Origin of the sequence: Polaribacter aquimarinus (genome assembly GCF_003129485.1) — a bacterium.
Lineage (GTDB): Bacteria > Bacteroidota > Bacteroidia > Flavobacteriales > Flavobacteriaceae > Polaribacter > Polaribacter aquimarinus.
On sequence record NZ_QFFG01000003.1, the window covers coordinates 80,928 to 94,544 of the forward strand.

11 protein-coding genes and 1 riboswitch are annotated in these 13,617 nt (G+C 29.6%); of the genes, 4 read left to right on the plus strand and 7 right to left on the minus strand.

All coding sequences use genetic code 11. The features are described 5' to 3' along the window. Positions 1–46 precede the first annotated feature (46 nt). From murA to DIS07_RS07575, 3 genes are all read right to left on the minus strand, one after another. Positions 47–1,357 (minus strand): UDP-N-acetylglucosamine 1-carboxyvinyltransferase, encoded by a 1,311-nt coding sequence (gene murA, locus DIS07_RS07565; RefSeq protein ID WP_109404644.1) that lies wholly within the window; start codon positions 1,355–1,357, stop codon positions 47–49. After that, positions 1,357–2,007 carry a DUF4290 domain-containing protein gene (locus DIS07_RS07570; RefSeq protein ID WP_109404645.1) on the minus strand — a complete coding sequence of 217 codons (651 nt, stop codon included), beginning with the start codon at positions 2,005–2,007 and terminating at the stop codon, positions 1,357–1,359. Before DIS07_RS07570 ends, murA begins: the two co-directional genes overlap by 1 nt. A gap of 131 nt (positions 2,008–2,138) precedes the next feature. Beyond that, a complete protein-coding gene (locus tag DIS07_RS07575; protein WP_109404646.1) occupies positions 2,139–4,460 on the minus strand; it encodes an ATP-dependent helicase in 2,322 nt (773 codons plus the stop codon). A gap of 127 nt (positions 4,461–4,587) precedes the next feature. On the opposite strand from DIS07_RS07575, the gene DIS07_RS07580 reads away from it, so the two are divergent. Further along, positions 4,588–5,850, plus strand: a complete 1,263-nt coding sequence (locus DIS07_RS07580; protein ID WP_109404647.1) for an amidohydrolase — start codon at positions 4,588–4,590, stop codon at positions 5,848–5,850. Between the two features lies 1 nt (position 5,851). Then, a complete protein-coding gene (locus DIS07_RS07585) occupies positions 5,852–6,364 on the plus strand; it encodes a DUF7935 family protein (RefSeq protein WP_109404648.1) in 513 nt (170 codons plus the stop codon). Between the two features lie 53 nt (positions 6,365–6,417). On the opposite strand, the gene DIS07_RS07590 is transcribed toward DIS07_RS07585, so the two are convergent. After that, positions 6,418–8,364, minus strand: coding sequence for a TonB-dependent receptor plug domain-containing protein (locus tag DIS07_RS07590; RefSeq protein WP_109404649.1), 1,947 nt, complete (start codon positions 8,362–8,364; stop codon positions 6,418–6,420). A gap of 84 nt (positions 8,365–8,448) precedes the next feature. Next, a riboswitch (cobalamin riboswitch) is annotated at positions 8,449–8,645 on the minus strand. Between the two features lie 76 nt (positions 8,646–8,721). Between DIS07_RS07590 and DIS07_RS07595 the strand changes: the two genes are divergently transcribed. Further along, a complete protein-coding gene (locus tag DIS07_RS07595) occupies positions 8,722–9,759 on the plus strand; it encodes a GMP reductase (protein ID WP_109404650.1) in 1,038 nt (345 codons plus the stop codon). Continuing rightward, positions 9,759–10,895, plus strand: a complete 1,137-nt coding sequence (locus tag DIS07_RS07600) for an ABC transporter substrate-binding protein (protein WP_109404651.1) — start codon at positions 9,759–9,761, stop codon at positions 10,893–10,895. Before DIS07_RS07595 ends, DIS07_RS07600 begins: the two co-directional genes overlap by 1 nt. Positions 10,896–11,043: 148 nt before the next feature. Here DIS07_RS07600 and DIS07_RS07605 read toward each other — a convergent pair whose 3' ends face one another. From DIS07_RS07605 to DIS07_RS07615, 3 genes are read right to left on the minus strand one after another with little or no spacing between them, the layout of a single operon-like run. Beyond that, positions 11,044–12,360, minus strand: a complete 1,317-nt coding sequence (locus DIS07_RS07605) for a LuxR C-terminal-related transcriptional regulator (RefSeq protein ID WP_109404652.1) — start codon at positions 12,358–12,360, stop codon at positions 11,044–11,046. Beyond that, positions 12,360–13,055, minus strand: a complete 696-nt coding sequence (locus DIS07_RS07610) for an aspartate/glutamate racemase family protein (RefSeq protein WP_109404653.1) — start codon at positions 13,053–13,055, stop codon at positions 12,360–12,362. Before DIS07_RS07610 ends, DIS07_RS07605 begins: the two co-directional genes overlap by 1 nt. A gap of 18 nt (positions 13,056–13,073) precedes the next feature. Further along, complete coding sequence (locus DIS07_RS07615; RefSeq protein WP_109404654.1) at positions 13,074–13,610, minus strand: YcxB family protein; 537 nt, start codon at positions 13,608–13,610, stop codon at positions 13,074–13,076. Between the last annotated feature and the right edge of the window lie 7 nt (positions 13,611–13,617).

Below are 13,617 nucleotides of genomic sequence, written 5' to 3' on the forward strand. Positions count from 1 at the left end.
ATAGTGTCAAATTGACACTATTTTTAAATATTAAAATTAAAAAAAATTAGTCATTCATTCTTTCAATTTTAGCACCAATCGATTTTAATCGTGCTTCAATATTTTCGTAACCTCTGTCTATCTGTTCAATATTATTAATAATACTTGTACCGTTTGCAGAAAGTGCCGCAATTAAAAGAGAAATACCAGCTCTAATGTCTGGAGAAGTCATTTTGGTTGCTTTTAATTGTGATTTATGATTTTGCCCAATTACTGTTGCTCTATGTGGATCACATAAAATAACTTTAGCTCCCATATCTATTAATTTATCGACAAAGAACAAGCGACTTTCAAACATTTTTTGATGAATTAAAACCGTTCCTTTAGCTTGCGTCGCAATGACCAAAACAATACTTAACAAATCTGGAGTAAACCCTGGCCAAGGAGCATCTGCCACTGTTAAAACAGAACCATCAATATAGTTTTGAATTTCATAAGAATTTTGTTCAGGAATGTAAATATCATCTCCCCTTTTTTCAAGTTGAATTCCTAATTTTCTAAATACATTTGGTATTTGACCTAAATTCTCCCAGCTTACATTTTTGATAGTCAATTCTGATTGTGTCATTACAGCAACACCAATCCAAGAACCAATTTCAATCATATCTGGCAAAACTGTATGCTCGCATCCACCTAAGTTACCAACACCAGTTATTTTTAACAAATTTGAACCTACGCCTTCAATTTTTGCTCCCATAGCATTCAGCATTTTACACAATTGTTGAATGTAAGGTTCGCAAGCAGCATTGTAAATAGTAGTAGTACCTGTTGCTAAAACTGCAGCCATAATAATGTTTGCAGTTCCTGTAACAGAAGCCTCATCTAATAACATATCAGTTCCGAAAAGTTCATCTGCTTCTACACCGTAAAACTTTTCTTCTTTGTTATATCTGAATTTTGCGCCAAGTCTAATAAAACCTTCAAAATGGGTATCTAAACGTCTACGTCCAATTTTATCTCCTCCAGGACGTGGAATATATCCTCTACCAAAACGAGCTAATAAAGGTCCAACAATCATAATAGAACCTCTTAAGGAGCTTCCATCACGTTTAAAATCATCGGATTCTAAATACGGTAAATCAATTTCATCTGCTTGAAAAGCGTAAGAATTAGCGCTCAATTTTTCGACCTTAACTCCTAATTCACCTAAAATAAAAATGAGTTTATTTACATCAATAATATCTGGAACATTATTTACAACTACTCGTTCTGGAGTTAGTAAAACCGCACATAATATTTGTAAAACTTCGTTTTTTGCTCCTTGTGGTGTTATTGTTCCATTTAACTTATGACCACCTTCAATTTTAAATGATGCCATTAATATCTCTTTCTATTTTTATTATTGTGATGTTGTTTCTTATGATTACTTTTTGAATGATTTTGACCTTGTGAGTTTCTTTTTCTCAGTAGATTTTTACTATCAGTCAATTCTTCTTCTGAGTTTCTTAAATCTAGTTTTCCATCAGATAAATCATATAAATGATTGAAAATAACAGCATCATCAACAGTGTCTTTGTTCCAATTTAAATAACACTTTTTCATATGATTGGCAATAGTATACACTAAGGCTTCTCTTTTTTCGCCTTCCTCCCAACTTAAAGCAACATCTATCATTGTTTGAATGTTGTTACCATAATAACGGTATCTAGAAGCTGATTTTGGATATGCCAAAGCCTCAGGTTTTTCTTGTAATTCTTCTTTTGAAGGTTGTGGATATGGAGATTCTGCATCTAATTTAAAATCTGCCATAATATACAATTGATCCCACAATTTATGCTTAAAATCAGGGACATCACGTAAATGCGGTTGTAAATTCCCCATTACATCTACAATTGCTTTCGCCATTTTATCGCGTTCTTCTTTAGTTTCTAAAGCAACACAATGGTCTACTAATTTCTGTATATGTCTACCGTATTCTGGGATAATCATTAACGGTCTTTCTGAATTGTATTCTAAATCGAATGTCATTTATGTATTATTTGTGAAGTGTGTTCTAAAAGTCTTTTTTCTGGGATAAAAACAATTGAACTGACAACTCTTTATTTGTAGTTATTTATCGTTGCAAAATAACACTTTATTTTTGTTTTTAGATTGATTTTTTAACCAATCACTTTTAATTTAGCAAATTGCAATAATAATTTCTTTTTCCCTACTGTACTAAACTTTATTTCTGCTTTTTTATTAGGTCCTTTTCCTTCTAAAGCAATTACTTCACCTGCACCAAATCTGTTGTGTTCTACAATATTACCCACAACAATATTCTCATCAAATAAATTTGATTTTGATGTGGCTTGAGATACTTTTTTTAAGTTTTTAGGAATTATAATTTCTTTCTTTTTTACAAAATCGCGCTCCATTTTTTTACGTTGAATTGGTTTCTGAAAACGAATACCTTTAGGTGCATCATCAAAAATACTTTTATCTACAAACCTATTAATTGAAGGTTCTGGAGCTTTTGGAGTGATGTAATGTAAATATTGATCATCTATTTCTTCTAAAAAACGACTGGGTTCTGCATCAACTAATTTCCCCCATCTGTAACGTGTTTGTGCATAAGATAAATAGGCAACTTTTTCTGCTCTTGTTAGTGCAACATAGAACAATCTGCGCTCCTCTTCTAACTCACTTCGGGTATTCATACTCATTGCAGAAGGAAATAAGTTTTCTTCTAAACCAACAATATAAACGTATAAATACTCTAATCCTTTAGATTGATGAATGGTCATTAAAGAAACTGTTGGTTTATCATCTTCTTTTTTAGCGTCAAAATCTGTCGCCAATGCTACATCTTCTAAAAACGATGTTAAGGAAGCATCTTCACCTTCTTCAATTTTATCAGTAATAAAATCTTTAATTCCGTTTAAAAGTTCCTGAACATTTTCTACTTTACTCACTGCTTCAGGAGTTCCATCTTTCTCTAAATCTTTAATTAATCTGGTTTCTTTTACAACAGTTTCAGCAATTTCAAAAGCATTTTTAGTTTGACTTTCTATTTGCAAACGCAAAATCATATTCATGAAATTCTGAAGTTTATTTTTGGTTCCAGAATTTATTTTGACATCGATTTTATCAATATATTTTATGATTTCAAAAATTGATTTTTTGTAATGATTTGCTGCGATAGTTAATCGATCTATTGTAGTTGCACCAATTCCTCTTGCTGGATAATTGATGATTCTCTTTAATGCTTCCTCATCATTTGGATTGATTAAAATGCGCAAATACGATAGAATGTCTTTTATTTCTTTTCGTTGATAAAAAGAGATTCCACCATAAATTTTATAGTCGATGTTTTTTTTACGCAATGCATCTTCTATAGCTCTAGATTGAGAGTTTGTTCTGTACAAAACACAAAAATTATCAGGAGATAATTGATTATTCATCATATTTTCCCAAATGGATTGTGCCACAAAACGTCCTTCTTCTCCATCAGAAATGGTGCGCATTACATTTATAGAATCCCCAGCATCATTAGAAGTCCAAACTTCTTTATCTAACTTGGTTTTGTTTCTTGCAATAACAGAGTTTGCTGCATTTACGATATTCTTTGTAGAACGATAATTCTGTTCTAACTTAAAGGTTTTCACATCAGGATAATCCTTTTGAAAATTCAAAATATTCTGAATATTTGCTCCCCTAAAACTATAAATACTTTGACTATCATCACCTACCACACAAATATTACCAAATTTATCTGCTAAAGCACGAACAATGATATATTGAGAATGATTCGTATCTTGATACTCATCTACCATAATATATCTAAAACGGTCTTGATATTTTGCCAAAACATCTGGAAAACGTGCTAATAATTCGTTGGTTCTCAACAATAAATCGTCAAAATCCATTGCTCCTGATTTAAAGCATCTGTCTACATATTCTTTATAAATATCGCCTACTTTTGGTCGGCTTGCGTGTAAATCTGCTTCTTGTAAATCAGAATTATTAAAATATGCTCTGACCGTTATTAAACTATTTTTAAAAGATGAGATTCTGCCTAAAATCTGTTTGGGTTTGTAACGTTCTTTATCTAAATTCATTTCTTTGATAATAGCTGTTATCAAACGAACTGAATCTTGGGTATCGTAAATGGTAAAGTTTGATGGAAAACCTAATTTATCAGCTTCAGAGCGTAAAATTCTTGCAAAAACCGAGTGAAAAGTTCCCATCCAGAGATTTTTGGCTTCACTAACTCCTACCACTCCTGCAATTCTTTCTTTCATCTCTCTTGCAGCTTTATTGGTAAATGTGAGCGACAAAATATTAAAAGCGTCAACGCCTTGTTGCATTAAATGCGCTATTCTGTACGTTAATACTCTTGTCTTACCAGAACCTGCACCCGCAATAATAATCATTGGGCCATCTTTCTGAATTACAGCTTGTTTTTGCGCTTCGTTTAAAGAATTTAAATAGGTATTCAATAGTTTATTTTGAAAGAATTTGAAAGCGTGAATTTAGCCAAACTATTCGTTTTTATAAAACAAGGTTGTTAGTTTTTATTCACAAGTTAAATTTATACCTTTAGGGCTGAACTTTTTAATTTATCTTATGAAATATTTATCAATTGTTTTTGTTTTTTTATTGACATTATCAGTTAACGCTCAAGATTTAGATTTTTCAAAAATTGAAAAAAAAGTTATTGAATGGAGACGTCATTTTCATCAAAACCCAGAATTATCTAACAGAGAATTTAAAACAGCAAAAACTATTGCTAAACATTTAAAATCTCTTGGTATTGAAGTTCAGGAAAATGTTGCTAAAACTGGAGTTGTAGGAATTTTGAAAGGAAAAAAACCAGGAAAAGTGGTTGCACTTCGTGCAGATATTGATGCTCTACCAGTAACAGAAAGAAATAATTTACCTTTTAAATCTAACGTGAAGTCAACTTTCTTAGGAAAAGATATTGGGGTAATGCATGCCTGTGGACATGATACACACATCGCTATTTTAATGGGTGTTGCCGAATTATTGTCAAAAAATAGAGATAAAATTAAAGGGACTGTAAAGTTCATATTTCAACCAGCAGAAGAAGGTCCACCTCCAGGAGAAGAAGGAGGAGCAAAATTAATGATTAAAGAAGGTGTTTTAAATAATCCTAAAGTAGATGCTATTTTTGGACTTCATATCAATTCATTAACACCTGTAGGAACTATTAAATATAAAAAAGGTGGAATTATGGCTTCTGTTGAACGTTTTGTTATTAATGTTAAAGGAAAACAAACTCACGGGTCTCAACCTTGGTCTGGGGTTGATCCTATTTTAATTTCAGCTAAAATTATAGACGGTTTGCAAACTATTATCAGTAGAGAATCTCAATTAACAAATGAAGCTGCAGTAATAACAGTTGGTAAGATTACTTCAGGATCGCGTTTTAATATTATTCCAGAATCTGCTGAAATGATTGGAACAGTTAGAACTTTAGATCCAAAAATGAGAACTCATATTGAAACTAGAATGAAAGAGATGGTTACTACACTAGCAAAAGCTTATGGAGGTGAAGCAACTATTACATTTCAAAACAATACCTCCATTACTTACAACGACCCAAAACTCACCCAAAAAATGTTGCCTTCTTTAAGAAAAGCAGCAGGAAAAGAAAACGTAAAAATTATGAAAGCGACCACTGGTGGTGAAGATTTTTCATATTTTCAAGAAGTTGTTCCTGGAATGTACTTCTTTTTAGGAGGAATGACTCCAGGAAATAAAGAACCTTTTCCACATCATACACCAGATTTTAAAATTGATGAAAGTGGATTAATTTTAGGCGTAAAAGCAATGATTCAACTAACTTTTGATTATTTGAACAATTAAAATGGAAGATAAAATTATAGAGAGTATCGCTTATATATTACCTGCTTTAGTTGTTGGGTTTGTGGCTTTTTATATGTTTAAAAGCTTATTAAAACAACAAAACTCAGAAAGAAAATTAGAGTTAATCAAACAGAAAAAGAAAGAATCATTACCTATAAAATTGCAAGCCTATGAAAGAATGTTGCTATTTTGTGAGCGTATAAATCCTACCAAAATTGTAGTAAGAATTAAACCCATTTCTAACAAAACAGAAGATTATTTACAATTATTACTATCTAATATAGAACAAGAGTTTGAACACAATTTAGTACAACAGATTTATATTTCTGATACTACTTGGACAGCTGTTTTAGGTGCAAAAAATGCTACCATAAATAAATTGAAACAAGTAGCAGAAAGTTCTAACTCTGCAAACGATTTACGAGAAAACATATTGATAGATTACTCTAAAACCCTACCTCCTACTGATACCGCAATTAGTTTTATTAAAAATGAAGTAAAAAACATACTATAAAAAAGACTCCAAAACGGAGCCTTTTTTATACTTTTCAATAGTTATAACACGAATTAAAATTGTAATCTTACTCCTATTTTATAATTTCTACCACGAGTAGAAAAACCTAAAACATCATCATAATCTTCATTTAAAATATTAGTTACTGCACCAAAAAAAGTAACTGTTTCATCTAATAATTTATAATTAGCAGATAAATCTAACACTTGATAACTTGGTAAAATAACATCTATCCCTGCAGTACCAAAACTTCCCCATCTATCAAAAATAGTTCTTTCACCAACGTTTCTGTAAGTTAGATTAAAAAATGTATTCTCTAATGCTGTAATATCTACTCCAGCAACTAATTTATTTGAAGCAATATAATCATCAGCTCCTTCAAATTTATCTCTATCAATTAATGTATAAGACCCATTAAATACTAAATAATCTGTTGGTGTTATTTTTGTGCTAACTTCAAATCCATTAGCATCAGAAGATCCATTTCCGTATTTAAAAGTTGTATTATCATAAATAATAGCATCTTCTTCTTTTCTATTAAAATATACAGCATCAAAATAAATCCAATCTTGGTATTTAGCCTCAAAACCTGCTTCAATAGTTTTGTTTGACTCTGGTTTTAAATCAATATTACCCGCAAAACCATCATACAATTGATACAAACTTGGTGCTATAAATGCTGTGCTATAAGATGCAATTAACTTTAAAGAAATATCATCTTTTTTTAAGGCTTGATAAGCTAAGTTCCCATCATAAACCAGGTGATTTCCATATACGTTATGAATATTTAATCGTCCGCCAACATTAACACTTAAACCATAATCAGACACATATACAATACTTGCATAAGGATCAATAGTATTAAAGTTAGCTACCAATTTATCTATAGTAGCAAAAGGAGTAACTGTTTGATTTGTGTGCTCTTGATAGTTTACTCCTGTTATTAATTGAATCTTTTCTGAAAACTCATATTTATTTACCAAATCTACATTAAGACTTCTTCCATTAAATTGATAATTATCTAAGGTTTTAGCAAAAGAGTTAAATTGATCTAAACCTCTTTTTACTTCATTTACAGATGCCAAAACATATAATTGTCCATTATTATATTTAAACTGTGGTTTAATTCCGAATCTAAACTGGTTTTGATTTCCTATGTTAACATTACTATCTGCAAAAGCACCAGCATCAAAACTGTAATCAAATTCATCATAATTTAAAAAAGTTTCTACAGATATATTATCATTTACTTTATAGCCAAGTTTTACTAAAGCATTTTTGCTATAAAATCCGTCTTCACCAAAAACAGCATTCGTTTTACTTTTTGCAGCAGACATTCCATCAACTTTAGAGATATTAAAAGTTCCTAAGAAATTAAACTTTCCTAATGTACCATTTATAGATACATTTTGATTGTTATCTGATGAATTTTCACTCTTTAAATTTGCAGTTTTGTTAGTTCCAAAACTTGTTTCAAAAGACCCCGAAATTTTATCTTTAGAAGCTTTCTTTAAAATGATATTTATAACAGCGGTTGCTGCACCTGAACCATATAAAGTTGAAGATGCTCCTTTTAAAATCTCGATACTTTCAATTTGACTTACCGCCAATAAACGTAAATCAAATTCTTGATTAATAGCAGATTGATCTGTTACTGGCACACCATCAATCAATACTAAAACCTGCCTACTTCTTCCTCCTCTAATGTAAATACTACGTGGTTCTGATGCATTTGAATTTACTCCTCTTACATCAATACCAACCACAGTATTTAAAATTTCAATTACGTTTTTTCCTGCATTTTGTTTCAGTTGTTCTGGAGTGATTTTGGTAATAACTTTACCTGTGTTTTCCTTTTTCAAGCTAAATTTGGTTGCAGTGACTACAACTTCATCTAAAGTTTCTACTTTTTCTTTCTGCGTCTCTTTTTTTTGCGCCAAAAGATTTGTGCTGACAAAACTTAATGCCAAAGCACTTACAATTACGAATTGTTTTTTCATTTTTTAATGATTTAATTGATACAATAAATCAGGTAAATTTTGTGTACGAATATTTATTAGTACATAAACTTTTATCCCGAAAGTTTTTAACTCGTGATAGTGGCAGGTCTCCTGACTTGCGTCTTGTAACAAACCTTCCCATTTATAAAAACAGTGGTTAAAGTATTAGTTACAAGCCTTATAGCTTACAGTTGCGGGAACAGTTCTGGATTTTAACCAGATTCCCTTTTAATTTGATGCAAAATGATTTTTACATCAAAACCAAAATCGCTGCAAATATATATGCATTCTTATTAACAATCTAATAAAATCGTATTCAAATTTTATACCTTTAAAGTCTAATTTGTATTTAGAATTATGAGAATTGAAAATGAATTAAAATTAGGTTTTAAAGATGTAATGATTCGTCCAAAACGATCTACTTTAAAATCGCGATCACAAGTTACTTTAGAGAGAGAATTCAAATTTTTGCATAGTGATCTTATTTGGAAAGGAATTCCAATAATGGCAGCAAATATGGATACTGTTGGTACTTTTGAAATGGCAAAAGCACTTGGAAAACTTAAATTATTTACAGCCATTCACAAACATTATTCTTTAGATGAATGGAGAAAATTCGCCTCAAATTCTACAGATGATGTTCTAAACAATATAGCTGTTAGCACAGGAACAGGAAAGGAAGATTCAGAAAAAGTAAAACAAATTTTATCAGAATTCCCACAAATTAATTTTATCTGTATTGATGTTGCTAACGGATATTCTGAGCATTTTGTGAAATTTGTTGCTAAAATGCGTAAAAATCATCCGAATAAAATCATCATTGCTGGAAATGTTGTAACTGGAGAAATGGTTGAAGAATTGTTATTATCTGGAGCAGATATAGTAAAAGTAGGTATTGGACCTGGCTCTGTTTGTACCACTCGTGTAAAAACAGGCGTTGGCTATCCGCAATTGTCTGCAATTATAGAATGTGCTGATGCTGCTCACGGAATTGGAGGACATATTGTTTCTGATGGAGGCTGCAAAATTCCTGGTGATTTATCTAAAGCTTTTGGTGGAAGTGCTGATTTTGTAATGCTTGGAGGAATGTTAGCAGGACACACAGAAAGTGGTGGGGAATTGATAGAAAAAAATGGAGAAAAATTCAAAGCTTTTTACGGAATGAGTTCTGAAACTGCAATGAATAAACATGCTGGAGGAGTTGCCAACTATAGAGCTTCTGAAGGAAAAACAGTTGCAGTTCCTTTTAGAGGAAATGTAAAAAATACCATAACTGATATTTTAGGGGGAATTCGTTCTACTTGTACTTATGTAGGTGCCAATAAATTAAAAAGTCTTACCAAAAGAACGACTTTTATTAGAGTTCAAGAGCAAGAAAATCAAATCTATTCTTAATGAAAAAACTAAAATTATTCTCATTTTTTCTGCTGATTATACTTGGTATTTCTTGCAAAAAAGAAATTGTAAAAATTGACAAGAAAACACCACTAGAAAGTACCATAAAATATGCTAAAGGTTTTGATATTGTTGTTGAGAATGGAATTAAAAAGCTGATTATAAAATCTGCTTATCAAAATTCTGATAAAATTTCTGAGTATATAATTTTTGAAAAACAAAAAAATACGATTAGACATAAAAAGCAAAATGAAATTGGTATCCCAACAAAACATATTGTAGTAACCTCTACAACTCACATTCCAATGGTAGAATTGTTAAACGAAGAAAAATCTATCATAGGTTTTCCGTATTCTAAATATGTTTCTTCTGAGAAAACAAGAGCACTAATTGACAATGGAAGTATTAAAGAAATTGGTAAAGAGAGTTCTTTAAACACTGAAATTTTATTGGCTTTACAACCTGAATTGATAGTTGGGTATAGTGTTTCTTCAGCAGATAAGAGTTTATCTACACTTCAAAAATCAGGGATTAATGTTATTTATAATGGCGATTGGTTAGAAGAAACTCCTTTAGGTAGAGCTGAATGGATAAAGTTTTTTGGAGTTTTATTTGATAAGGAAAAACAAGCAGATAGTATTTTTAAATCGATAGAAACTAATTATTTAGACGCCAAACAAATAGCGCTACAATCAACTAAAAAACCGACAATTCTTTCTGGTGCTATTATGAGTAAAGACATATGGAATTTACCTGCTGGCGATAGTTTTGTAGCTCAATTTTTAAAAGACGCCAATTTGGATTATTTATGGAAAGACTCAACTGGAAAAGGTAGTTTATCACTCAGTTTTGAAAGTGTTTTTGACAAAGGGGCAAATGCAGATTTTTGGATTGCTCCTGGGTATTTTTCATCCAAAGAACAATTATTAAATAGCAATGAATTATACAATCAGTTTAAGGCTTTTAAAAAGAATCAAATTTATACACCTTCAACTAAAAAAGGAAAAACAGGTGGAGTTATTTATTATGAATTAGCTCCCACAAGACCCGATTTGGTTTTAAAAGATATTATTAAAATTACCAATCCAGATTTATTGCCAAATTACCAATTGACTTTCTTTGAGAAGATGAAATAAAAAAACCCTCAGTATAAATTATACTGAAGGTTATGAAATTATTGGGGGACTATAATAATTTGTTCATTACAAATTTAATTATAATCCTCTTAATTTTAAACTTTAATATGGGTAGTTTATGGGTAGTTCTGTTACAATACCTATAAATTTAGACAATAACCTCAAGAGACAACACTTCTTTCCTACTTTTAATATTTAATTTTTCATAAATATTTTTAACATGAAATTTTACAGTGTTTACAGAAATATTTAACTCAGCAGCTATTTCTTTATTCGATTTTCCTTGAGCAATTAAGTTGAAAATTTGCCTTTCTCTCTGGCTTAGTTCATCAATATTTTTATTAGAGTTTTGTTTTTGGACAACATTTAAATGAAACAATTCTTTTGAATAATTTATAATCTCTTGTCGCATCAATTCGTTTTCTTCTTTCAAGGTATTCATTCTATATAGAACTGCAATTGAAAGAATAATCATTTCTGCAAAAGCTCCAATTTTTATATTTACTGAATTTACATTTACAATAGAAATTCCCAAAAATTTTAAAACAAAAAAATCGATAGCTGAAAATAATATAATTACATATGCTATTACCAAAACTTTTGTGTATACATTTTTATTGAACAATAAAAGTGAACAAACCCAATAAATTATAAGCAGTGAAAAAACTAATATGTTTAATAAAAGTAAATAATAATAATTCTCGAAAATTAAATATAGAATTCCAAAAACAATAATAACAATACCAATAGCGTAACTAAATTTCTTTAAGTTTGGATAAAAAGAATCTAAAAACAAATAGTTATTGGCAAATTTTGATGAGAAAAAAGCGAGAAATATATAATTTGATACCATCAATACATTACTCATTTGTTCACCAACTTCATAAAAATTAAGCATTCCATCCATAGTAAAAACGCCAAAACTCATACTCATTAAGAACAATGAATAATAAAGAAATGCATTATCTTTAAATAAGAAAAAATAAAATAGATTATTAATGATTACAAGAAAAGCAAAACCATAATAGAAGCCATTTAAAAGAAAATGATCATTCTCTTTTAAATTTGATTGCTCAATTTTATAGAGTTCAACAGGAATATAAGCATGTAGTTTTGGACTAACTTTTACATAAACATCATACTTACGTGAAAACTGATAACTCAAAAAACGTTGATTTCTAAGTCTTTCTATTTTTTTTGAATTCTGATACACCTCTGCTTCACGTATTCTTTCATATAAAATTTTAAAAATATAATCAGAATCTGTTTCTGCAGCAGGAATTTTAAACCAATACGAATTTTGAGAATATTTATCAGAAATCTGATGTTTTAAAAGCTGAAATTCTTGATCTTTTACATTTTCTATATTAATATTATTGGCTGTATCAATTGCATAATAGATTTCGGATTGTGCAAAAAAACTACCAGTAATTAATAGATATATGTATAAAATTTGATATTTCATTAAGAGCTTTTAGTTGCAAAATTATAGGCTGCAGTTGCATGAATTTTAGTCGTATCAAAAACAGGAACATCAACATCATTATGTTGAATTAACAAAGGAATTTCTGTACAACCTAAAATGATACCTTCTGCCCCACTTTTAATCAATTTATTTATGATTTTAATATAATTTTCTTTAGATTTTTCATGTATTTCACCTGAAGAAAGTTCTTGGTAAATAACTCTATGAATTTCATTTCTATCTTCTTCATTAGGAATGATTGTTTCAACATTAAAAGAAGATAAGATATCTTTAAAAAAGTCTTTTTCCATAGTGTATTTAGTTCCTAATAAAGCTACCTTTTTTAACTTTTTTGCTGTGATACTTTTTGATGTAGCTTCAGCAATATGAATTACAGGAATGTTTACTACACTTCTTACAGCATTAATACATAAATGCATGGTATTTGCACAAATAACTATACAAGTAGCGCCTGCATTTTCTAAGTTTTTACCTGCATTTGCCATTAACTCATCTAACAAATCCCATTTGCTTTCTTTTTGCAGTTTAGATATTTGTCCAAAATCAAAAGAATTGATAATAACTTCTGCTGAATGAGGTTTCCCTAGACTCTTAGAATTTAGTTCATTTAGAATTCGATAATACAGAATAGTTGATTCAGGTGTAATCCCTCCTATTAATCCAATTTTTTTCATTTTTACATTATTAAAAAATTACTTCCAAACCCAAGATAACTCATCAATATAATCTACTCCATAGTCTTTTACTCTTTTTATAAACTCCTCTTGATTAACAAAAGAATCTTTAGGTATAATTATAGATAGATCAGTTTGAAGTTTTAAAAAGTAATGATTTTTAGTTTCAATCAATTCCTTCAATTCTGTTTTATTAATTTTACTTTCAGATGAATAATCTTTAGTTTTTATTATTTCATCATCAAATAAAATTTCTACTGATTTATTAATCCTATTCTTATAGTTTTCTTTAATATGTTTTTTAAAGTGGTTTTTATATTTCCATCTAGAATATAAAGGATACAATAAAAACCATATAATTGAAACTAAGGAAAAAACAGCAAAGAATAATAGATTATCATTTTTATTTGACAAGTAAAAGCCAAATAAAAAATAAAAAATAGGTACTATAATTCTAGACCTAAGTCTTTTCTTTTTATGCAATTTAGATTTTGAAGAAGTATAAAGTTGATATTCTAGAAAGTCAGAATTTTTGAGTTGATATGTTATTTTCATAAAACTA